This window comes from Candidatus Tisiphia endosymbiont of Empis tessellata (assembly GCF_964031035.1).
Taxonomy (GTDB): Bacteria; Pseudomonadota; Alphaproteobacteria; order Rickettsiales; family Rickettsiaceae; genus Tisiphia.
Window position 1 is genome coordinate 230,755 of the sequence record NZ_OZ034997.1, and the last position, 24,359, is coordinate 255,113.

General features: G+C 31.6%; 19 protein-coding genes. 6 read left to right on the plus strand and 13 right to left on the minus strand.

Annotated elements, in window-relative coordinates; genetic code table 11:
- The first annotated feature begins 6 nt into the window (after positions 1–6).
- Positions 7–252, plus strand: a complete 246-nt coding sequence (locus AAHM86_RS01220) for an integrase core domain-containing protein (protein WP_342268337.1) — start codon at positions 7–9, stop codon at positions 250–252.
- Between the two features lie 197 nt (positions 253–449).
- Here the strand turns inward: AAHM86_RS01220 and AAHM86_RS01225 are convergent, their stop codons facing one another.
- The 6 genes from AAHM86_RS01225 to AAHM86_RS01250 all read right to left on the minus strand — a co-directional run bounded on the left by AAHM86_RS01225 (position 450) and on the right by AAHM86_RS01250 (position 11,311).
- On the minus strand, positions 450–1,529 hold the full coding sequence (locus AAHM86_RS01225; protein ID WP_342267995.1) for a hypothetical protein: 1,080 nt from the start codon (positions 1,527–1,529) through the stop codon (positions 450–452).
- 26 nt (positions 1,530–1,555) lie between these two features.
- Positions 1,556–4,369 (minus strand): hypothetical protein, encoded by a 2,814-nt coding sequence (locus tag AAHM86_RS01230; protein ID WP_342267996.1) that lies wholly within the window; start codon positions 4,367–4,369, stop codon positions 1,556–1,558.
- A gap of 273 nt (positions 4,370–4,642) precedes the next feature.
- Positions 4,643–6,241: a transporter substrate-binding domain-containing protein gene (locus AAHM86_RS01235; protein WP_342267997.1), complete on the minus strand. Its 1,599-nt coding sequence runs from the start codon at positions 6,239–6,241 to the stop codon at positions 4,643–4,645.
- A gap of 26 nt (positions 6,242–6,267) precedes the next feature.
- On the minus strand, positions 6,268–7,617 hold the full coding sequence (xseA, locus tag AAHM86_RS01240) for an exodeoxyribonuclease VII large subunit (protein ID WP_342267998.1): 1,350 nt from the start codon (positions 7,615–7,617) through the stop codon (positions 6,268–6,270).
- Positions 7,618–7,888: 271 nt separating this feature from the next.
- Positions 7,889–10,882 (minus strand): PD-(D/E)XK nuclease family protein, encoded by a 2,994-nt coding sequence (locus tag AAHM86_RS01245; protein ID WP_342267999.1) that lies wholly within the window; start codon positions 10,880–10,882, stop codon positions 7,889–7,891.
- 12 nt (positions 10,883–10,894) lie between these two features.
- The gene (locus AAHM86_RS01250; RefSeq protein WP_342268000.1) at positions 10,895–11,311 is read right to left on the minus strand and encodes a DedA family protein; all 417 of its coding nucleotides are present in this window, start codon (positions 11,309–11,311) and stop codon (positions 10,895–10,897) included.
- A 154-nt stretch (positions 11,312–11,465) separates the two neighbouring features.
- On the opposite strand from AAHM86_RS01250, the gene AAHM86_RS01255 reads away from it, so the two are divergent.
- Positions 11,466–12,683 carry an MFS transporter gene (locus AAHM86_RS01255; RefSeq protein ID WP_342268338.1) on the plus strand — a complete coding sequence of 406 codons (1,218 nt, stop codon included), beginning with the start codon at positions 11,466–11,468 and terminating at the stop codon, positions 12,681–12,683.
- A 111-nt stretch (positions 12,684–12,794) separates the two neighbouring features.
- Positions 12,795–15,440: a DNA polymerase I gene (gene polA, locus AAHM86_RS01260; protein WP_342268001.1), complete on the plus strand. Its 2,646-nt coding sequence runs from the start codon at positions 12,795–12,797 to the stop codon at positions 15,438–15,440.
- 110 nt (positions 15,441–15,550) lie between these two features.
- Here polA and AAHM86_RS01265 read toward each other — a convergent pair whose 3' ends face one another.
- The 5 genes from AAHM86_RS01265 to AAHM86_RS01285 form a co-directional block, all read right to left on the minus strand.
- A complete protein-coding gene (locus AAHM86_RS01265; protein ID WP_342268002.1) occupies positions 15,551–16,099 on the minus strand; it encodes a DUF4410 domain-containing protein in 549 nt (182 codons plus the stop codon).
- Between the two features lie 128 nt (positions 16,100–16,227).
- Positions 16,228–17,889 (minus strand): peptidoglycan D,D-transpeptidase FtsI family protein, encoded by a 1,662-nt coding sequence (locus AAHM86_RS01270; protein ID WP_410521567.1) that lies wholly within the window; start codon positions 17,887–17,889, stop codon positions 16,228–16,230.
- 183 nt (positions 17,890–18,072) lie between these two features.
- On the minus strand, positions 18,073–18,483 hold the full coding sequence (locus AAHM86_RS01275; RefSeq protein ID WP_342268003.1) for a hypothetical protein: 411 nt from the start codon (positions 18,481–18,483) through the stop codon (positions 18,073–18,075).
- Positions 18,473–19,426 carry a 16S rRNA (cytosine(1402)-N(4))-methyltransferase RsmH gene (rsmH, locus tag AAHM86_RS01280; RefSeq protein WP_342268004.1) on the minus strand — a complete coding sequence of 318 codons (954 nt, stop codon included), beginning with the start codon at positions 19,424–19,426 and terminating at the stop codon, positions 18,473–18,475. The genes AAHM86_RS01275 and rsmH overlap by 11 nt, the downstream gene beginning before the upstream one ends.
- The gene (locus AAHM86_RS01285; protein ID WP_342260277.1) at positions 19,423–19,881 is read right to left on the minus strand and encodes a cell division/cell wall cluster transcriptional repressor MraZ; all 459 of its coding nucleotides are present in this window, start codon (positions 19,879–19,881) and stop codon (positions 19,423–19,425) included. Before AAHM86_RS01285 ends, rsmH begins: the two co-directional genes overlap by 4 nt.
- Before the next feature lie 504 nt (positions 19,882–20,385).
- Here AAHM86_RS01285 and AAHM86_RS01290 point away from each other — a divergent pair.
- The 3 genes from AAHM86_RS01290 to AAHM86_RS01300 all read left to right on the plus strand — a co-directional run bounded on the left by AAHM86_RS01290 (position 20,386) and on the right by AAHM86_RS01300 (position 22,687).
- Complete coding sequence (locus AAHM86_RS01290; RefSeq protein WP_342268005.1) at positions 20,386–20,679, plus strand: hypothetical protein; 294 nt, start codon at positions 20,386–20,388, stop codon at positions 20,677–20,679.
- 261 nt (positions 20,680–20,940) lie between these two features.
- A complete protein-coding gene (locus AAHM86_RS01295) occupies positions 20,941–22,131 on the plus strand; it encodes a fatty acid desaturase (protein WP_342268006.1) in 1,191 nt (396 codons plus the stop codon).
- 316 nt (positions 22,132–22,447) lie between these two features.
- Positions 22,448–22,687 carry an exodeoxyribonuclease VII small subunit gene (locus AAHM86_RS01300; protein ID WP_341762343.1) on the plus strand — a complete coding sequence of 80 codons (240 nt, stop codon included), beginning with the start codon at positions 22,448–22,450 and terminating at the stop codon, positions 22,685–22,687.
- A gap of 405 nt (positions 22,688–23,092) precedes the next feature.
- Here the strand turns inward: AAHM86_RS01300 and AAHM86_RS01305 are convergent, their stop codons facing one another.
- Together AAHM86_RS01305 and AAHM86_RS01310 are read right to left on the minus strand one after the other, a co-directional pair.
- The gene (locus tag AAHM86_RS01305) at positions 23,093–23,392 is read right to left on the minus strand and encodes a hypothetical protein (RefSeq protein WP_342268007.1); all 300 of its coding nucleotides are present in this window, start codon (positions 23,390–23,392) and stop codon (positions 23,093–23,095) included.
- A 21-nt stretch (positions 23,393–23,413) separates the two neighbouring features.
- Positions 23,414–23,776 (minus strand): hypothetical protein, encoded by a 363-nt coding sequence (locus AAHM86_RS01310; RefSeq protein WP_342268008.1) that lies wholly within the window; start codon positions 23,774–23,776, stop codon positions 23,414–23,416.
- Positions 23,777–24,359: the final 583 nt, after the last annotated feature.

Consider the following 24,359-nt stretch of genomic DNA (forward strand, 5'->3'; position numbering starts at 1 on the left):
CATAACATTAAAGTTTCGATGAATAGTAAAGGAAGAAGTATTGATAATATAATTATAGAGAGATTTTTCCGAACTTTAAAATATAATTGTATATTTATTAATGATTTTAAAGATGTTAAAGAGCTAAAGAGTGGTATTGATGATTACATCAATCACTATAATTATAGAAGATTCCATTCAAGTATTGGTTATAAAAAGCCTATGAATATCTATCTAAATTCTATACAAAATTATGAACAAATTGCAGCTTGAAAAATGCAAAAATGGGAAACAACATTATTATTTTTTTGTCTTGATTTTTCAGTCCAGTATCCTCGGTAAACTTCAAGAATTAAGATTCCCTCAACCAAAGATATGTACTGCTCCGTTACTCACATACGCTACGCTGCTCAACTTGGTAATTCCCGCTACTATCATGATTTTAATTCTATCGTCTATCAACTCTTCATTTACGAGCAGTATATATATATTACGTTTCCAACAATTGCTGTTTGTTTAGACTTGGGATATGGCAAATGTTTTATATCGCTGTTAGATGTTCCATTTGGCACAACATGTTTAGATACACTATCCTTTATATCATTAATGACCATTTCACTATTCTTGCTTTTAGTACTCTTTGCCACATAACTGGTTGCTTCTTGACCTATTTTTCTAGCCTCACTTTGAACATCTTTTTTATGTTCAGGTAATTTCGTCCTATCGTCAAAACTAACCTGATCAAACGTAGCTTTAGTAATTGCCTTCCTCTTAGAGTCTTCTGAAGTAAATTGTGCCTCAGTCAAATCCGTGCCTTTCATAGAAATATCTTTAAATGTTAGCCCACTTATATCGCTAACAATTTTAACATCATCTAAAGTTATTTTATTATTTGCATGATTTTTATTATATTGATTAATTGCAGGCAAAAGAGTTTTTAAAGATTTTGCATCAATAGTTGTCCCTTCGAAACTAATTTTATCTTTAAAAATAGCTCCTTTAAAAGAGCAATTGCTAATTTCACTATTTTGAAAAGAACGTTCTTTAAATATCGCCTTATCAAAATTAAACCCATTAACTATAACATTTTTAGTAGGTATCGGATTTTCTTTGTCAAAAACAAAACCTCTGAAATCTTTACTTATTAGAGAATATTCTACAGCTTTTGAAATTGTACCAATATCAGTGGCATCAGCTTGTTGTTGCAGTAACTCACTTAAATCAAGTTTCTGTCCATCTATTTGCTGAGAACTCTGTTGAGAATCTTTCTCAGAAAAAGCAAAATGAATTTTGCCTAAAGATTTACTCCATTTTTGTCTACGTGTTCTCAGTGAGGTAAAACTTCTTTGTATTAGGAATCTAGCCCCTTCAACTAATGTGTTTGATACTATTCCTATTAATTTCTTGTCAGATAACAATTTGAATATCCCGAACATAACCATGTTATAATTACCAATCTTAAATTGTTCGGCTATCTTTGTTAAATCTGGTATCTTGTTGCTAGCTAATTCAATAATTTCCTGACCTTTTACTTTTAAATTCCTACCCACAACTGTTGTATTGAGAAATTCATCAACTACAGCACCAAATCGCTCAGCATTCTTGCCAAGAAACTTTGGAATATCTTTATCATAATTATTTTCCTCACATATGCATTTTTTGGTTTATTTATAAAATCTAAAATAGAATCTGCTACTGTAACAGCTTGAGCAATTTTCTCTTCTTCAGGACTATTTACCAGGTCTTGAATTTTAGTAATAATAGTTGTTACCCCCTCTTTATCTTTTAAAGTAGCATTAACCAAATCAGTTGCTATTGGTAATATTTGTGGAACAGTATCAATAGCTAACTCAGCCATCTTTAATACCAGCTCAGGTTTAACTCCAGCGGGATATAGGACATTTTTAATCTCTTCTTGCTCAGTTACATTCTTTGTAACTGCTAAAATAGTAGCTTTATTTTGTTGTAAATAAGCAGGGATGCTCTTAGTTAATAGAGGAGTAATATTTTGAGCAACCCTACCTACATCATCAATTATATTAGACAAAATTCCTAGCGAAGCCTCATTACTAGCTTCATTTTGGTACTTAGCTAAATTACTATTAATTCCAACTAGCTCTGGCACTGTACTAAGACCAGCTGATACTATATCAACCATTAATGGTACTGTAGCATCTATCAATTCTTGTGGTACAGCATATCTTGCAATTTGGGGATTATTATTACTAATATTATTAACTATAGCCTTGATAGTTTCTGTATTTTCTCTAAGTAAATTTGGCAAATCCTCCTTTATATTTTGCTGGATATCTGCATTTTCAAGTAGTCCTATAAATTGTTTAATTACTCTTTCTGTAGCTTGATCTTTTAACTCAATATCAGCAGTTTCCTGAGTTATTGTTTGTATATCTTGATAAAGTTCCTTTATTTGTTCTAGACTTACCGCTTTCATGGTATTTTGTAGCACATCAATAGCTATAGGAATTACCTTCCCATAAAATTCAGGGCTCACATTAGCTAAAATTGGGACAATAGGTGATGCTACTACTTTATAAATATCCTCCTTTTCTAAATTTTGAGTATTGCTTTGAGCCAAAGATTTAGCATTACTCTTTAGTGTTTCAAGTAATTTTGGCAGAACTTGAACAGCAATATTGGCAATCTCTGTTTTATTTTTTGCTAAAACATCTGGCAATTTCTCCTTTAATGTTGTTAAGGTTGCATCTTGTAACAAAATATTAGGTAACTGTTTAATAATAGCAAGTTTTTTAGCTCCACCTTGTTTATCTAGGTGACTTACTTCCGAAATAGTTTTAGCCTCTTGCACTTTATCATCAGTATCATTCAATATAACTGGCTTTAAATCTTCATATATATTACTAACCCCTTCATGGTCTGCTAAAACGTTACCAATAAGTTCTGAAAGTACAGGTACTATTTTTGGTAATAATTCTTTTCCTATTCCCAAGCTACTAAGCGTTCCCTGCAATTCTGTATTGGATTCAATAATTATTTGCGATGCTTTTGCTATATTTTCTCCATCATTAATTAAGAATTTAGATAGTATATCATTTTTTATAAGTACACTAATATCTATTTTATCTAATATTGTACCAAGTAAATCTTTTTTTACTTGAGGGTCGTCAGATAAAGCTCTGTCAGCAGTTAGCTGCACAATTTCTATAATATTTTCAGGGGTTTTAAGTATCTCAACAACGGTATTTTTGACAATAGGTAATAATTGACTGTTTATATATTTTTCATCAAAACCAGCTTTCTTTAATTCTTGTAATAAAATAGCCCTATCATACTTGGCTTGTAGAGATTTTAAAGAATCAATTTTTTCTTCTAATTCTTTAATTTTAGATTCTTTTCTTGTTGCAAACGATTTTAGCTCTTGTAATTCTTTGTCTAGTTCCGGTAATTTCTGTATATAATCTTTTTTAGAGTTAAAATCTTTTTGTATCTCATCTATTTTCCCCAACTCTTTTAATGCAATCTTGGTAAGAATTGGAGCAAGATTTTCTACTAATCCATTAATTATTTCGACATTCTGAGTAAGAAATATTTTTGTATCAGGATCTTGTAATAATTTTATAAAGAAAGGAAGGTTAGATGGATCGTATTTTTCTTCACCATTTAATATTTTCTGTAATTTCTCTATTTCCTTAGCATAAAACCCTCCTGAAGTTATAACACCAACAGTTGTTTTAGCATGACTTACTGCGAATTGTATACCCTCTATGGCAGCTTTAAATGCCTGCCCTTTACCAATACCTTTTTCTTTTGTTCTAGGCTCTGCTAAAGGAGATAATATTTTCTCTAAACGAGTTTGATCTTTTAAAATATCGCTACATATTTTAAAAAATTTTTCTTTTTCTTCTTGATAGGAAAGTACTCGCTTTTGCTGCTGCTTTATCTCCTTTTTTTCTTGCTTTTGCTGTTGTTCTTGCTGCTTTTGTTCCTGTTTTGTCTCCTTTACTGCTTGCTGTTTGTCATGTGAGTTAACTAACTTGTTATAATCCTCTATCTCTTTGTTGCATGCATTAAGTTTTTCTTCCCATGACTTCAGTTGTTCTCTTGTCTTTTTTTCTTGAGGTTTTTGCCTTGCTAATGCAATTAACTCTTTATACTTAGTAATTTCTGCTAATAAATCCGCTTGCCTTTGCTCAACTAATTTTTTATATTCCTCTATTTTTTTTATCTTTTTTTCTATTTTTGCTGATTGTTTGGCAATTTTTTCTTTATCTTTGAGGTTCTTTATATCTAATACTTCTTTTTCTTTTTTATAAATATTTTCTTGTAGATTTTTTAAAGTATGATTAGCCGATTTAAAAACTTGCTTAACGGCTTTAGTAAAAATTGATACCTTATCATTTGTTTTACTCATATCTAATTCTCCTTTATTTATAGTTAACCTAAGAAGGTTTTAGCCATATGTTAATCTTAGCTTAACCTGAATTTGATATAACAAGTTACATCGAATCAAGTTATTTTAGACCCCACTACCCTAGGCAATGCACACAAAATTAGTAAGATGTATACAACTTTTAGTTAAACGTCATTGCGAGAAACCGCTTTAGTGGCGACGCAGCAATCCAAATTACTTATTATATTTTTGTGGATTGCTGCGTCGGCTCATGCCTCCTCGCAATGATGGTTTTTAACTTTCAACAGTTGTACTTCCATTATCCGAACGAAAAGTTAAGTTTGGAATATTATAGTAGTGAACTAAAAACCTACTGACAAAAGCACCTGCAATTACTGTAATCATAGAATATTTTATTGTATTATAATTAGGATTATAAGCATAAACATCTAATAATATACTAAAAATTCCACCCCATAATATGAATATTTCAAAATTAACTTCTCTAGGTATATACTCCATATTCTTGTCATGCTTACAAATTAAATTCCGCAATATTATACCAGCACTAGAAGTCAAACACGCAAAACATGGTCCCCAAAACTCTAACGGTTCAATTCTTTGTACAATTACGGTTACAACGCCAATTATCATAAAGGATGCCTGCCCTAAAGAATCACAAATAACAAGAGTATTACTCCATATTTTTTGGATAAAACTATCCTCATATAACTGATTATTATAATAAGCTAGGAGTTTAACGGTAAAGAAGCCAATAAGTACCGTTATAAAAACACGAAAAGTATAATATGGAGTCAAAACAAGATTTATATTATAACCATGGTGCACTATTATAATATCGAGTAAAATACATCCTAATAGAGATGGTAACATTGCTAATACAAAAGTACCAAACAACGTGGCATTTGTTTTAGAGGATATAGTGATAGCAGAAATCGCGAATGCTATACTCCCGATAACTCCAATAATATAACACCATTCTGAATCAATAGATTTTGGCAATAAAATATGATATATATAGCTTTTAACGATTTTTTTATATTCATCGCTATCGACAAATTCTTTTATTGAATCGTTAAACCGTGCAACTATGTTAGGAGTTACAGTTTTCTTACTGAACATTAAATGTACAGGGGTTTTAATACCAGTAGGGATTTCTTCTATTTGATCTTTTTTAATATAGTTTAATGAAAGAGCTACCCCTGAAATTCTGTCAGCAAGAAACCCATCAATTTCATTACGTAGCAACCCATGAAATAACTCTAGATTACTTCCATATTTAATGATAATATCGTTATTACTCATCTGATTTAGGTAGTCAGTCGTTCTTGCATCACCATAAACAGCTTTTTTAATTATACCAAGACGGAAATTTAGTAAACGTATCTGAGCTAAAAATTCATTTATATTACTAAAACTCAAATGTTTTTTTGTTGAACGTAAAGTAAATAAGGAAATTTCTTCAAATCGATATGGAAGAGAAAAATTGGCAAAGTCTGCTCTCTCAGCAGTATAAGTAGCTCCCGCCACCATATCACTGTCACCATGCCCTATATTTGATATTGCTCGCTCCCACACAGAATCAGTATATTGTACGCCAATGCTAATTTTACTACTAATACTATTAATTAATTCAATATCTAAGCCAGTAACACAATAGTGACCATTTTTAGCTATATGACTAAATTGGTAGGGTTCTAGTGGATACCAATCAACAAGCAGATTATCTTTATCAGACATTTCTTCAGTACATTGAGTAAAATATTTGTCCTGAATATTAGATAGTTGATTACTACTATCCTCAGGATTAGCAAAGGTAAAAAAGTTTTGCACAATAATAATAATCGGGATGATACTTTTAAGTACTTGCATTTTGCATTAGTTCTCCTAATTAAGGTCTATTCCAAGTTTTTGCAGCATACATTAATATCACCGTCAAAGAACTTAATATTAAATTCTTGTTTTTTGCTTGCAACAACTTTTGATATTATAAATTCTCCATTTTCTGATTTAATTACCGCAAAGCCACGTTTTAGTACAGTTTTATAATCTAGACTTGTAAGTAGCAAATTATTTAAATTTAATTGATGCTCATAATTTTTTAACTTAGTGCTAATAGATTTTAGCATATAATTAGATTGATGCACTAATTCCAACGACTGATAATTAACTATTTTTAGAGGATTTAATATTTCTATATTAAGTGAGTCAAGTTTTGCCACTTTAAATCTGAGTAGGTTAGGCAAAGAATCTGTTAATCTAAAACTTAGTTCATCAAGAAGTTGTTGATTATAGTCTATATAAGTAGTTATACTCCTAAAAATGTCAGTATTAGAGTTAACTGCTTGCTGTTCATATTTAACTAGCTGATTAATACGACTGCATAATGCATCATAATACGAACTGATTGTATAATGTAAATTAGAAAGCACAGGTACAGCAAATTCAGCTGCAGCAGTTGGTGTGGGGGCTCGCCTGTCAGCTACCAAATCGATTAAAGTATTATCCACTTCATGTCCAACTGCAGAAATAATAGGAATAGCTGAATTAAATACGCTCCGTACTACTACCTCTTCATTGAAAGCCCACAGATCTTCTATAGACCCCCCTCCCCTTGCAACAATTATAATATCGGGTTTTATATCTTTATCTAATTCATTAAATCCTGAAATAGCACTAGCAATTTCACTTGCAGCATTTTCGCCTTGAACAGCAACTGGCCATACTAATATATGAGATGGACAGCGGTCATTAATACGGTGTATTATGTCCTTAATTACCGCCCCAGTCATTGATGTAACCACCCCAATCTTATTAGGCAGAAAAGGTAGTGGCTTTTTTTGTTTATTGAATATACCTTCTTTTTCTAATCTCTCTTGCCGCTCCTTGAGAATTTGCATGATAGCACCAAGACCTGCAGGTTCAAGGACTTCTACCGATAGCTGATATCGTGAATTTCCTGCATACCCAGAAAGCTTACCTCTAGCTACCACTTCCATACCATCAATTGGTACAAACTTAATTTTTGCAAGTACAGGACGCCAACAAGTACAGGCTAGAATAGCTGTATTTTCTTTAAGATTAAAGTAACCATGACCAGAAGTTGCTATCTTAAGACCAGAAATTTCACCCTTTACTCTAATATAACCAAAATTATTCTCTAGCAACTCCTTGATCTTACTAGAAATTTCAGTAACTGAAAATTCCTGATCTACTAGATTAGTAATAAAACTATCTTCTTCTAACATAATGATACACTGATTTGGATAGTGGGTTTTGAAAATGATTTTATATAAGCATTTTAAACTAATAAATTCAAGAACAAATAGACAATTAGTGTATTATAACCTCAAATATTGATGTAAGACATCGGTTTAATAGCCTAGGGTGTTATGCCATAACTGCGAAAGTTAAAACCCGTCATTGCGAGACCACGTGAGCATAGTGGCAATCCACATTAATTAGATTGCTTAGTCGCTACTAAAAGTAGCTTCTTGCAATGACTCCGAGCTATTTTCTTCATAAATCTCTCCTTGCCAAATGTGCATAGTCGTCATACTTTAGTAAATCAATATCATATGGAAAGTTTTTATTCATTACATAATATTCTAGTACTCGCATCATCCCCTGTTTATGACGATCTAAGTCTTCTTTCGTTAAGTCTATTTCCAAAGTTTGGATTATTGGCTTCGAGCTAGAAATTTTTACATAAGTAACCTGTTTAACGCTATGAACTTTCATAGCAAAACCACCTTCCTGTAACATTAAGCCTTCAATGATTAACTGCGGAGATAATCCAGCTTCTACATCTTTTTTACTCGGTAAGCTACCAGTCTTATAATCGATAATGACAGCTGCTCCAAGCTCATCTACCTCAATTCTATCAGCAACTCCAATTATTGTTAATTCTTGCCCTCCAATATTTAACAAAATTTCTCCTCTACATTCTGAATAAACATATTGGAAATCACTTCTGCGTTTTTCATCAAACTCAATAAAAGACTCAGCAATAGGAATAAATTTTATTTGCCAAATTTTTTGTGTATAGGCTGGCAGAATAGTATTCTGTAAAATATTATTACTAATTTCCAATATTAATCCAACTTTGTTATTTTCTAACTTATCATAATTTTTAGAATATTGTTCTAAGACCTTATGAACAAAACTACCAAATTCAGATATTTTAGGCTCCTGCCCTATCATATCCTTGCTTCTCAAATTCAAAATCTTCTTAGCATAGAAACTATAAGGATTCCGTACCAACATTTCTATATCAGTAACTGAGATTATCTCAGGAAAAATTGGACTACTAACGTAACTAAGTAAATTAACGTCATTGCGAGGAACTGTTTTAGCAGCAAATAAGCAATCTAGATTAGTATAAGTTTTCTTGGATTGCTTTGTCGATTCTACGACCTCCTCGCAATGAGGATTAGAGTTTATTTCCCCTATGATTTTTAAATCATCCTGTAAATTGGAACTAATATTAATAGGATTAGTTATAATTGACTCAACCATATTAACATTATTTGGTACATCCACTAAGTTATTTTCTGATAAATATGTTAAATAATTTTCTGAAATCAAACTTTTCTGTAAAATAAATTGCAATTTTAATAATAAATTTGATGGTAACAAACCAGCTTTACTATCTTGTCTTTTTGCTCTAGTAATTATCACTTGAGCATTATACAAAAATAAATAGAAATAATATTGATGTATGGTATATCCAGTAGCAATATGTAATTTTTTAAGCGTCTGCTCATTAATCCACTGATTCACAGCTGATGACGAAGCTAAGCTCCCTTGATTAAAGTCGGCTAAAATTACTAGGTCAAATTTAAGTAACATTAAATCTTCAGCTTTACCAATAATTATATTTTTAGAATAATTATTATGTGCAAAATACTTACAACTAAACATTAAAGATTTAAGTAACTCTGGAAAGCATTTTTTATTACTTAATGTTAGATCACAATTATCTTTGATTAAGCTAGATAAAAAAGTTGATAGTTCAGTAGCCGGCTGTTCATACCAAATATTTGGATAAAGTTTTTCAGCAATCTTAATCGAGGATTTTAATATTTTAACAAAACTACTACCACTATTTATATAAAGTAAGTCTATTAGTTTCTTACACCACTTTATTAATGCATCATCATTGGTTTTTTCTACTAAAGACAGCATATGACTAGGTTGCCGTATAAAACGGTTCTTACCGCTCATTAATAGTTCTAATTTTGGTACTAATTTACAATTAATAAAAGGATTCTTTAATAGTAAGAATAACTTTTTTATATCAAAATCATTACATAATATTTCACTAACAGAAATTATTAGAGAACTAACTAGCGTTTTTGTTAAATTATCACCTAGTAAATCTTGGAATTCCAAAGAATATTTGGTCAAAAAATTACAGTAAAAACTTTTGCTTGTTTGATTATTAACAATAATAGCTATCTTCTTATCACTATACTGTTTGCAGATCAGGCTTATTTGTTCTGCTTCTTGAAAAATATCCTCAAGCTCAAAATATTTTATGCAATCTATAGACTCGCTAGTTTTTAAATCTTTATAGTCAATTGATGAGAATTTTGTGACATCGTCTTCGATCGCTCGCCTATTATTATCTATAGGCTTCGCTCCATCGTGCCTACTATCTAATTCTCCTGAATTAACTATATCCTCAAAAATTATCTGATCTAAAATAGAATGATGTTGCTGCTCATTACCTAAAGGCTGAAAATCTGATAAATCTTTATTTAGAATTGTCAGTAATTTTTTTAGGCTATATAAATAATCTTCTTCTGGATTATCATATTCTAATAGAGGTCTATTACTAATAGGCGGTAAAATTATAAAACCACATGGTAAATTAGCAACATTCTTTAAGAAATTCCATGATATAAGATTGTGACCCATGATACCCGCTACTATTAAATTGGTATCAGCTCTTTTCAACCGTGCTATCTCTGCTTCCATCATAGTTATTTGATAATTTACACGATCTAGCAATCCTATCTGTTTTTTCCATTGCTGATGAGTATATTTAAGAAATTCATAAATAACATTCCAATGTTTTGATGGATTCATTTTTTCTATTTCATTTACAGAATCTATTGATAAATCATTACAAGCTAGCTGATAAAATAACTCTGCTATTGTTGAACAAAACTGTAAAGATTGTGTTATACTGAATTGTAGCTTAGGGTAATTATGGATGATTTCTGCTAATATAATTCTCTCTTGCAAAAAGGTTATAGGCTCTAGATTTTCTGATGTAATACCAAATATTTCCTCACCTTCAGCCATAATATTGGAAAAAGGGATAATATTCGGTAAAATCGCAATATTTTGCTTCTTAATCAAAATATTTTGTAAATTTAAACAAGCAAAGCCACTCGGCAATATAATTTTAAGATTGCTAATAGATTCTTTAGCAAAATTATCTAGAATAAAATCAGCTACTATATCCAAAAACGATGAAGAAGGATTGACTCTATAAAGGTTCATTAAATTCCCTAATTATATCATACAAATATAATAACATAACTTGACAGCACCACTAATAACTAAAACTCTTAAAAATTTTGTTTTAGTAAAACCGGCAATTAAAGGAATAAATTTGCCCCATAACGGTATTATCATAAACCAAAGTATAAATATGTTATATTTTAAAAAAAATTGGGAAAATGATTGGTGGTTAGTATGAACCTGTTCATTTTTAGAATAATAAAAAATTTTTAATAAGATCAAACCAAAGAAATAATTTATACTAGTAGCAAATAATGAAGCAATGGTAGCGACAGTAACTATTATTAAATTATTATAAACACCAAATATCCTCATAGAGTGAACGATTAATTCACTATCTAAACTTACAACTAAATTACCTACTAAACTATCAATAAATAATAACGAATATGCCTCAAACTGACCCATAATTCAAACTGGTTTATAAAAATAATAGGTTTGACAAAATATTATCGATACTATAATTTGCTACCTTAAAATACAACATAATTATAATTTAAATTTTCCTGTGAATAAAGCTTTATCCTTAAAAAAACCACTTTTGCTATAGTCTCTTGCCACCCTGTTTTTTGCTTTTCAATTTATATTAAGACTCTCAACTGGAATTCTTAGAGAAGAAATTATACAAAAATTTGCCATTGATACCATAGCATTTGGCACGTTTGCTGGATATTATTATCTAGGTTATGCAGGAATGCAATTACTAATTGGTATAATGCTAGATAATTTTAGGATTGTCACATTCTTATCTATCTTAGTTACCTCTCTTGGTACTCTAACTTTTGTTGCTAGCACTGATTTTAATTACTTACTCATTGGTAGATTTATGATTGGAGCTGGTTCTGCTGTAGGTTTTTTATCAGTAGCTAAGATTACTAGAAGCTCTTTCCCAACTAAATATCATTCCTTAATGCTTGGCTTCTCCTTTACCTTTGGCTTACTTGGAGCAGTATTTGGCATTACTCCAATGAAGCTATTATTTACACATTTTGGTTATGACGTAACTTTTAATAGTCTAGCTCTAGTTGGATTTATCATTGGACTAATGATTTTATTAGTAAAAACTGATGATATAAGAAGTAATTCTAATACTAGCGATCCTGAATCTTCAATATTGAAACTATTATTAAACCCTACTATTTTATTTATTGGAGTTTGTGGTGGTCTAATGGTAGGAGCATTAGAAGGTTTTGCTGACGTATGGGCTATTCCATTCTTCAAACAAGTTTATCAAATGAATGCTATGGAAAGTAACTTGGTTACCTCATTCGTTTATATAGGCATGTGTTTTGGTGGTCCAATACTTGCACTTATTGCTAATTTATCAAAATCATCTAATTTTATAATTATAATAACTGGATTGCTAACGATAGCAATTTTTAGTATCCTATTATATTGTCCTTCATTAAATTTCTTTATTAGTAGTTCTTTAATGTTTTTATTAGGAATTTTTTGTTGTTATCAAGTTCTAATTTTTACTGTTGTAGCTAACCTTGTTACAGATAAATCTGCTGGACTTGCTATTGCGATAGTCAATTGCATTAATATGTCATTCGGACATTTCTTCCATAAAATTATGAGTAATTTAATATCTTACAACTGGGATGGGCTACTAAGTGAATCAGCTGTACCTATTTATAGTCGCTTTGATTTTATTATGGCAATTTCTATAGTTCCAATTTGTTGCCTTGTCGGAATCATCGGCTTTTACTGTTTGTCCAAAAAGTCAAAAACTCAAATATCAATCTATAGACCTGTGGAAAAGACTGTTTCAGCTTAAATAATAATTTTTATAAAATATTACTAATAAAGCTTAGTGCAAATTATAATTGTTGTATACTACATAAACATAACCATTTGTCCTAATAACAACATTTGTCCTAATAACAAAATGACCAACGAAACAATTAACAAAAATACTTTATTAATAATTGATGGTTATGGATTTGTCTTCAGAGCATACTATGTTCAGCCACCATTAACTTCTCCGAGTGGCTTAGCTGTTGGAGCATTGTATGGTTTTACCTCCATGTTGTTAAAGCTATTGAACGATTTTAAGCCAAAGCATGCTGTCATTATTCTTGATTCCGGTGGTAAGAATTTTCGTCACCAAATTTATGAGCAATATAAAGCAAATAGACCTCCTACACCAAAGGACTTGAATGATCAATTACCACTTATCCGTCTAGCAGCAAGTAGCCTAAATTTTCCAATAATTGAAAAAGCTGGTTGTGAGGCAGATGATATAATTGCCACTCTAGCCAATAAAGCAACTACATTACAAGAAAATACTATTATTATATCTTCTGATAAAGATTTAATGCAATTAATTAATTCGCATACTAAAATGTATGACCCTATAAAAGCAAAATACATATCTGAAGATGACGTGATAGAAAAATTTGGTGTAGAACCAAATAATCTCAGGGAAGTAATGGCTTTGATTGGGGATAAGTCAGATAATATACCAGGTGTTCCAAGCATTGGTCCTAAAACTGCTGCAACACTTATAAAACAGTTTGGTTCATTAGCAGAACTTTTAAATTCTCTTGATCAAATCAGTAACGATCGTCAAAGGGAAATCATTAACTCCTCAAAGGATCTAGCATTAATTTCCTGGCAACTAGTTGGTTTAAATTATAATGTTGATATAGACTTGGATTTTAGTTTATTGCAATATAGTCCACCTGATAGTAGGCAAATCTCTAACTTTCTAGCAGAGTATGGTTTTAAATCTCTAAACAAACGAGTGGAAAATTTATTTCAAATACAAATTACCAATGAATCCTTGCCTATTAAGCAAATTATAGTTCAGGAGATATCTTCTAAACAACAGCTTGATTCTGTGATGATTAAAGCTGAAGAGCATGGGGTCATCAGTATTTATCTATCAGATCATCTAGGACAAAATCCTTCCATAATTTTATCTATTGATGATAAGTGCTACAACATTAAGTTTACAGCTAGAACCCCTAGCGATATATCTGATTTACTTTCTGATGATTCTTGCCAAAATTATCTGCATCAATGGTTTATACCTGATATTCTCAAATTGCTAAAAAATAAGTCTATTAAGAAAATCACTTATAAACTAAAATCATTATTAAAATTCTTTGTAGATAGTGAAATAGCATCGATTGAAGATCTAGAACTAATGCAATATCTGATATCTGCTGGCAAACCTCAAAAAGACCCGTTTGATTCGGTGAAAAAGGATAATTTAGAAGCCATGGCAGAAATAATTACTTGCTTTAGTACTGATTATCAAAAACTATTGTTAGAGTTAAAGGATAATCATGCCTTAGCACTATACAAAGAAATTGATTTACCTTTATGCTATATAATAGATAAAATGGAGAAAGCTGGGATTAAAATCGATTCACAGTATCTTAAACAGCTATCAAGTGAATTTGGTAATGAAATTACTAAATTAGAGCAGGAAATTTTTACCATTACTGGGATAAAGTTTAACATTGCCTCGCCAAAGCAACTGGGAGAAATTTTGTTTGAGAAAATGCAACTACCCTTTGGTAAATTGTCATCAAAAGCTAAGTCTTATTCTACTAGTGCAGAAATACTTGAAAAAATTAGCGAGAGTGGTTTTGCTATTGCCGATTTATTATTAAAATGGCGTCATTTAACTAAATTAAAAAATACTTATACAGATAGCTTACCCCTGCAAGCAAATCCAATAACTAATAGGGTACATACCACATTCTTACAAACTTCAACTAGCACTGGTAGGCTTAGTTCTCAAGATCCGAACTTACAGAATGTGCCAGTTCGCTCGAAAGAAGGCAACAGAATCAGAGCAGCTTTTATTGCAGAATATGGGCATAAATTAATTTCAGCTGACTATTCACAAATTGAACTCCGAATCTTAAGTAGCATGGCAGATATACCATCCTTAAAGCAAGCTTTTGTTAATGGTGAGGATATACATAGTAAAACGGCTTGTAATATATTTAAAATTACTGAAAAAGATTTAACACTAGAACATAGGCGTAAAGCAAAAGCCATAAATTTTGGTATTATTTATGGTATCAGTAGCTTTGGACTGGCAAAACAGTTAAATATTAGCTCTTCACAAGCAGCAGAATATATAAAAAAATATTTTGAAGAATATCCAGAAATTCAAAAATATATGGAATATATAAAAAACTATGCCAAGGAACATGGTTATGTCCTAAACCTATTCGGACGGAAATGTTTTATTCCCTTAATCCATGATAAGAAACACTCCCTACAGCAATTTGCTGAAAGGGCAGCAATCAATGCTCCAATTCAAGGAACTAGTGCAGACATTATAAAAGTGGCAATGATTGATCTTGACCGTAAGATACGGAAATTAAAATTGAGAACCAAGCTAATTCTACAAATCCATGACGAGTTACTTTTTGAGTCTCCTATTGATGAAATAGAAGTAGTTACTCACCTAATCAAAACCACTATGGAGAACTCACCTAAATTAGCCATTCCACTTATTGTTGAAACCAAGGTAGGAGATGATTGGCTAAATACATATATCCTCAACTAACTGCACAAATTATTAAAACAACTTTTGAATTTGAAGAAGACTAAGGAAACACACGAAATATGGAAGGTCAAGTAGCCTAGGATTAATCCTAGACTACCATTTTTTTTGCCTTATTTCTTCTTTTTCTTAGCAATTTCACACTCACAAGCGATGTTAGAAGCAACAGAATTCATATGTGATTTAACATCTTGAGAACCAGCGATTACCCCTCCTAGTGCCCAACTCATTTTATTAGCATCTATGCTACCTAACAATTTTTTTGTCTCGTTATCTTTTATATTAATTTTTGCGTTAAAGTGAGAACTACCAACACCAACACCAATTAGTGTACGCATAACAGCATTACCCTCAGAATACTTAGTTATTTTCCTATCAATAAGTATAGCCCTATCTGTAGAGTCAACATTCCGTTGAACTTTGTCGAATAATTTTTTAGATTTAATTGAACTTGCTATCATATCGGCAAATCTCTTACCTTCTGATATAACATGTGGATTATTAGAAGATTTGCTAGTACCATCCTTAAAATCATTAATAATTATGTAATCATAATTACTAATATCCACCCGACTCTCTGATGGTTGTGCGTTACGTATACTTGATGTACTACCACAAGATGATAGAATTATTGTTAAAATTAAAAAGATAATATTTTTCATAATTCCTCAATATAATTTAATATATAAAGTATATATTAACAAAAGATATTTAGCAAAGAAAAAATATCATCAGTTGGAATATGGTTTGGACAGTTGATGCTATTGTAGGAAAAATATCATAACCCCTCTCATTTTTCAACTGGCTCTATTCCATATAGTGCTACCATTCGCTCAAGAACTCTTCCAACAGCAGGAGCTGCAGTCCAGCCAGCAGTAGCAAAGCCAAAGGATTCTTTTGTTCCTTTGGGTTCATCAAACATTATAAAAATAATATATTGGGGATCAATGGCTGGTAATAAACCTAAAAATGATGACATTCTGCTATTCTTAAGATATTTTTTCTTGCTATGCCCATCTGAAGTTAATTTTTCAGCAGTACCAGTTTTACCACCGACAAGATATCCTTTAACATCGGCTCTACGTCCTGTCCCTTCTTTTACCACCAAACGAAATAACTCACTCATTTGTTTAGAGGTTTTCTCACTAAAAACACGCGTGCCAACAAGACGCTCATCGTGCCTTTTGATTAAAGTCAGATCATATAATATCCCTCCATTTACTATTGGCAATACTGCTTGCATAAAGTGTAAAGGGCTAATTGAAATGCCATAACCATAGGCCATGACAGCAGTAGTAAGATCACTCCACCTCTTGTCAGATGGAAACAAAGGAGTACCTCTCTCTGGTAACTCAATTTTAAGCTGATCTAGTAAACCTAATTTCTTTAAATAATTTTTAAAATCATTCTTTCCAACTTCAAGCATAATTTGACTAACACCAATATTTGATGAATGCAAGAAAATTTCTGGAACACTGTGCCACCCTTGCCTTGGATGATAATCTTTGATATTAACCCCCCCTACCTTCATATAGCTAATATCATAAGCATCATTCATTGCTATAGCATCAGTATCAAAAGCTACGGCCATAGTCAATATTTTAAATACAGACCCCATTTCATAGATACCAAGACTTGCCATATTAAATAGCTCTTCTGGCTTTGCTCTACTCGGATAATGTGGGTTAAAATCCGGCTTACTAACAATAGCTAAAATCTCACCATTATTAGGGTTGACAATTATTCCTACTGCTCCTATTGCACTAAACTCCTTTAACGTCCTATCTATTTCTTCACTTAGAATATTTTGTAATCTTACGTCTATAGATAGTTCAAGAGGTTTTTTAAGTTGATCCGGCTGTATAAAGTCAGAATTAGTTAGAAACTTATCATAGGTTTTTTCTAACCCAGCAAGACCAACCAAATCCCTACCCACATATCCTATAATATGTGACAATAAATTGGAAAAAGTATAGATTCTTTTTTGTTCTTGTTCAAAACTAAAACCTGGCATTCCCAAATTTGATATCGCTTCTTGCTCTTTTGGCAATAAATCCCTTTTGATCCATACAAAACTTTTGTTACTTTGTAACTCTGCAAGTAACTTCATTTTATCAATCTCAGGCAAGATATTGGATAATCTTTCTAAACATTGCGAAGGATTAATTACTTTCTGTGGATTAGCAAACAATGAGGAGGAAGGTAAATTGACTGCTAATAAGTTACCATTACGATCTACTATCTCTTTCCTAAAGTCACTATTTTTTACTTGATATTCTAGTTTAACATAGCCATTGGTCGCAACAATTATTAAGCGATATAATAAACCACAAAAAAATATAGCAAAACAACAGCTAACTATTAATAATCTGATTTTGGTATTGTTAGCACCTACATCCCATAAAATAATACTACTAAAATTTCTTTTCATTTTAGTTAGAATATTTTTTATAAATGCTAATAAAAATATATTATTATCCATCTACATACTGCTGCTAATTACTTATTAATATGTCATTCTGCAAAAGTAGCGGATATATAATACTGAATAGTCTTTCAAGGTATTTTTTCAGATTCCGCACCGAAACAAGATAACATCTTTTTTGCCATGTAAGTACTATACTAATGTTGATTTTCATCGAATATACTCTGATTTTCTAGTTGAAACGGTTTTTATGTATTTATTATTAGCAATTGTTTTATAACGCCACTTAACATTGGTTTTACTAAAATATGAACCACCTACCTCGTTAGACTTTGCATATTTCTTACTCTCAGGTAGCAAAGGATCACTAATCATTTGCTTAACTTTAACAGTATCTAATTGCAAATAAAGTGATGCTAATTTTCTTAGTCTAGCATGAGAAGTAAGGTATGATTGTTCGACTTTTAACACGTGAATTCTATCACTCTCACCAGTCAACTGTTTTGAAACCTCTCCAAGCTGATAATGCAAGGCAATAACCTGATCTTTAACTCTAAATAATCCATAAATAGAAAAAATTATAGTACATACAGTTATACAACTAAATATTCTAACTACCATATGTAGTACCATCTATTTTTTGTCCAGCCCTTAATTTTGCAGATCTTGCTCTTGGATTAAGTGCAACTTCCCTAGACGATAGACATAATGGTTTTTTTGTAAGAATTTTAAGCCATTCCTTAGAATTTTCTTCAGCTAGAATTTTTGCCGCATATTTAGACCTAGCAACTAATTTAGCAGAATTTGCTTTAAAAAAATTTTTAACAATTCGATCTTCTAATGAATGAAATGAGACAATTACTAGGCGACCATTTGGTGCTAAAATATTCTTGCTATTACTTAGAAACCTTTCTAATTGCCCCAATTCATCATTGATATGAATACGAATTGCTTGAAAAGTCTTAGTAGCGGAATCAATTTTACCTTTTCTAAAACCTATACTACTACGAACAATATGGGCAAATTTTGCTGTATTGGTAATAGGCTCTAATAACCTGTGTTCTATAATATTTTTAGCGATTCTTCGAGAATAAGATTCATCGCCATATTTATAAATCACATCTGCTATTTCTTGTTCATCAGCCTCATTTATAAAATCTGCAGCACTATATCCCGTACTGCTCATCCTCATATCAAGTGGACCATCATGGGTAAATGAAAAACCCCTATCTCCAGAATCAATCTGCATAGAAGAAACCCCTAAATCCATAACTATCCCATCAAATTTCAACGAACCTAATTTTGAAAAACTTTCAGCAAAACCTGTCTGAATAAATCTCACTTTACCAGGATAATCATTTATCAATTGATTGGCGTAGGTTATAACATTTGGATCACGATCAATTGCCACTAATTGACAATTACAACAATCAAGTATCATCCGACTATAACCACCAAAACCAAAAGTACAGTCCAGATAATTCCCCCCATCTTTAGGACACAAGACTTCCTTAACTTCATTTAACATAACAGCTGTATGAGATGATGCGGATTCTTGTATCATATATCCTTATTGATATTCTTAAGAGTTAAACGGTTATCTTGAGCAATTTGCCGAGCTGAAGAAAGATAAGTTTCAAAATTTTGTGGCTGCCAAATTTCAAAGACCAATCCCTTCCCTACAAAACAAGCTTGATCTGATATACCAGCGTGATCTATTAAAGATTTAGGTAGAATCACCCTTCCCTCACTATCAAAACTAAGCTGGATAGCTTCACCAAGAATGATCGTTTCGAAAGCATCTCGCTCCTCAGAATAGGGATCTAAGGTTTGGATTATTTGACTTAGCTCCTCAAGCCTCTTCAAACTACAGCCTTCAATGCACTTATTTCTAAAAGACGGATAGGCAATAATCCCATTAAATGACTGACTAGACAAAGCTAATCTATAGCTGGCAGGTATCGAAACCCGACCTTTCTTATCAAGATTGTTTATATATTTTGATAAAAAAATATTCATTTACCCTTTACCTTTCAATAATTACCACATGGGGTATCAGATCCCAGCCTACACTGAGATGACAGCAAAATTGCTTAAATATTATCCCATAATTAAGTTATAACTAATTTTTGGTTATAATTGGGATAATTTGGGATTATATGGAATTTTTAGGATATTGTACTATAATTATAGAGTCAAGAAGGTTTTAAACAGTTGATAAACAAATTACAAATTTTTATCTATTGTGACTTATTTGACGTATATATGTGATTTAAAGAATTAATAAAAAAATATTTAAAAAAAGTGGATGACGAGTATTAGTGCAGAGAAAAACTTTACTATAATTATATTAGACCTCTTTCGAAACTCGCTTGTGCTAAGGGATTTGAAGGAGACGCTTCACCTCGAACTGCAGCGTACTGTAATTCCGTTACGGATTCGAGTACCGCATCGACGTGCAAATCACCAGCAGAAGTAGAGTTTCGAAAGAGGTCTATTATACTAAAACTTAATGAGCATTTTATGATTACACTACTTGCTTCAATAACGGGCTTTATTAGCTCAATTATTCCGGAGATTTTAAAAATTCTAAAGGATCAAAATGATAAAAAACATGCACTTAATCTTTTAGATCGACAAATTGAAATCAATAAACTAGGACATACAAAGCTACTGACAGAGCTTGATGCTTCAAAAGACATTGCTGAAAATAATACTTTATATTCAACATATAAATCAGGCGTTAATTGGGTTGACGCGTTGAATGGGTCAGTTCGCCCTGTCCTTGCCTATAGTTTTTTTATTATGTATTCCTAAAATATGTACAATATAGAACCATACAGAGTACAGCGATCCTTGTAGAATATCTTGATGTTTTATGGAATATAGACGATCAGGCTATTTTTGCCGGTATTATTAGTTTCTATTTCGGACAACGGATGTTTAACAAATTATGGAAACATAAAATGTAATATTGCATATGTTCCATATTGCAATATGTTGCAATATGTTATATTGTAACTATGGAGTTAAGGACATTTAATTTATTTAAATTTAATTTATTTAAAGATTAGATATATGCTAAAAAGAATTTCGTGGCTTACTTTTTTTGTGCTTATCATATACCCAATTTTACTTGCATTTTTGGTTATAAAATATCACATTAGCCACAAGATAGGTATATTCGAAATAGGTTTGCTGATAGCCGGTTATTATGGTTCTAATATTACTGTTGGTGTTGGGTTGCATAGGCTGTGGTCACATCATGCCTTTAAAACAAATACAGCGGTGGAGTTTATTCTTGTTATAATGTCAGCCGCCACTTTACAAGGACCAGTATTGTCCTGGGCATCTAATCATTTCAAGCACCATGTTCATACTGATAAAGAGCAAGACCCGCATAGCCCACTAAAGTTTGAGAATAGAATTTTAGGGTTTTTATGGTCACATATTGGATGGATGATAATTGATGGAAGTTATAAGTCAATTGACCGGATTACTATGGTTAAACTTGGTAGAAACAAATTGCTAAGATGGCAATTAAAATATTATTGGCAAATTGCTGCGTTTATGAATATTGTATTTCCAGCATTAATAGGTTACTTAATAGGTGGTACTATCAATTCTGCATATGCTGGTTTCCTGTTTATTGGTATGGGGAGAGCATTGCAACAACAGGCAACTTTTTGTGTCAATTCTCTATGTCATTTCGTTGGTAGTAAACAATATTATAAAGGTACTGCAGGAGATATTTGGTGGATGGCTTTGTTCTTATTAGGTGAAAATTGGCATAATTTCCATCATGCATTCCCATCAGATTATCGTAATGGTGCTAAGTGGTATCATTTTGATGTCCATAAATGGATAATATACGTAATGAGCAAACTTGGACTAGCTTGGAATTTAGAAGTTACTTCCAAAATCAGAATACAAGCCAAGATAAATGAGACTAGTAAATACCTAATAGAGGGACGCAAACAACAATTAAATTTACTGCAAGATAAAATTAATCAACTGGTAGAACATGTGTATATAAAGCTTAATGAGCTTGATAATTCTTCTGTATCTATTAAAGTTCATTTACAAAAATCTTTTATGGAAATTCAGGAATCACTGAAGAAGCTTGCTGAACAACTACATTCATCAATTCAGTTAACTGAAAAGTCATCAGAAAGATTACTAAAAATTGCTAGTAAAAAGATTAAAGATCGAGAAATTGCAATTTATAGACTATATAACGAGCTAGATAGAAAGTATATTAGGAACTAATATATATACTCAAATGATTTGGAGAATGGGAACAACAAACAAGAGGTGAGCAGAGTATATGAAGTACGTGAGTACCGCTAAAATCTTGGATAATGACAACGCAATTCTTGATTTTCTATTCTAGAGTATATAAAAAATTATAGCAATTTTGGGTATCCAACCCACAACTGTTGAAAGTTAAAAATTTAATAGTAGACGAAGCAGCCATTCATTTTGGAAATACGATAAAAATACTTAAGGGTACTTATGCTGCATAATTAGGCAAGGCTGAGGACATACTTCGCAGCATAAGTAAATTTAAAAGAGGTAAATTATTATGCTAGACTTAAAATCTATTGAAAATATGAGCTTTGAAGCTGCCTTAGCTGAACTAAAAGAAATTGTAAAAAAAATTGATACGGGAGAGGAAAGTTTAGATTCATCAATTAATAGTTTTGAAAGAGGGGTCTTACTAAAAGATCACTGTGAAAAGAAACTACAAGCCGCTCGCTTAAAGATTGAAAAAATCACTAAGCTACCAGATTCAACCATTGCTATAGAAAAGGTAGAGTCCTAATTTATAGTCAATTCAGGAGAATTGGATAGCAGGAACGATGGAGCAAAGCCTATAGATAATAGGCGAGCGAACTAGGCATACATTTAGTACGTGGCTACCTACGGAACCATAGTTGTCGAAAGTTAGAAGAGGAAACGGTTTTAGAAGTCATAATGGCAGTTTAAAATTGTGGGCTTATAAGCTCTGTCATTGCGAGCAGGTGCGAAGCCCAAACGAAGCAATCCACTTATGGTTACTTTTTTGGATTGCTTAGTCGGCTTATGGTCTTTTCCGCAATGACGTTACTCTATTTAAAACCCCTTCCTCTTCTAACTTTCAACAATTGTGACCTACAAACCCTGAAGACGACAACGCAATTCTTGATTTTCATCGAGTATATTAAAGCCAATTCGGGATAAGAATTAGTTAATTCTTATCCCGAATTGGGGTAGTTATTAATAAAGGTACAGTCTCTAATATCTTTACCTTATCTTCTAGTTCTACTAATCCACCTATTACTTCACCCAATTTTGCATCAAACTCATCTATTTCATCTTGTAAAAATTTAATGTGTTTTTCTATACTATCTTTATCTATACCATCAATGCTATGATGTAATCTCTCTTTTTCATTGTTAAGTATTAGTAATAAATCTTCTAGCCTTTGTTGATATCTCTTCAAAGTTTCTGATTCAGTTTGATATAGATAATTTGCTGTAATCTGCATCTTAATATAATTGCCTTCATCTTATTTGTGCAAGACTGTTTTTTCCAGTATCTTCTGTAATGCACTATTCTCTTTGGGTATGCTAATTCTCCTAAACTCATCAAGTAACATTTTTACGCCCATTTCTACTTCATCTAAATGAATGGTCATGTGCAAAATATGCTGTTCTTTCTTGGTAGTTAGAGTAGTTATCTCTTTTAATTCTTTATGTAACAAAATTACTTCTTCTTTGGCTGTAATGAAACTATTTGAGAAATCCTGACTCATAAGCCAAATATTGGTACATGCCAGCCTAATACTATATAACCACTTAATACAAATTACTATCAATAGCATTTCAATAATGATTAAAATACTTAAAGAAATTGCTAATAGTTGAATCATTTCATTCCTCCTTTTATTGCCTTCCACGAGATAAGCTATACATTCGAATGCTCGATTGGTATATACCCTTCGCCTTTCAAGTGTTGGCGGTTGTGGCACGATGGGACTTCGCGTAGGAACAACGGTTTGACTATGCCTAATCCGCTCAGCACTCGTACGCCTAGCCAACTCTTGAAATTCATCAGATATACTCAAATGCTTTGGAGAATGGAGACAACAAACAAGGGGTGAACGAACGCAAGCAGTACGTGAATTACCCGATAGTATTTGCAAGAACTAATTCTTCAAAGCAGAAGAGCATATTCAAGTATACTTTTTTGATTGTTTATTACTTAGTAATGCCACTTTTACCTCTAATGTCTTTATACTTTCTCTTTGCTGTAATAAAATTTTTATCTTTTTTATTATTGTTATTTTATCCTACTATTCTTGGATATAACATTCTCTTGGTCTAATTTTATGGGTACATAGGAATTCTCTTTAATTTTAGAGATGTGTATTTTTATATAATACAATAGATATTATAATATGCAAAGTGTTTTTAATAAAAAAATTTGTGATTATATTAAGTTTATTGAGAATT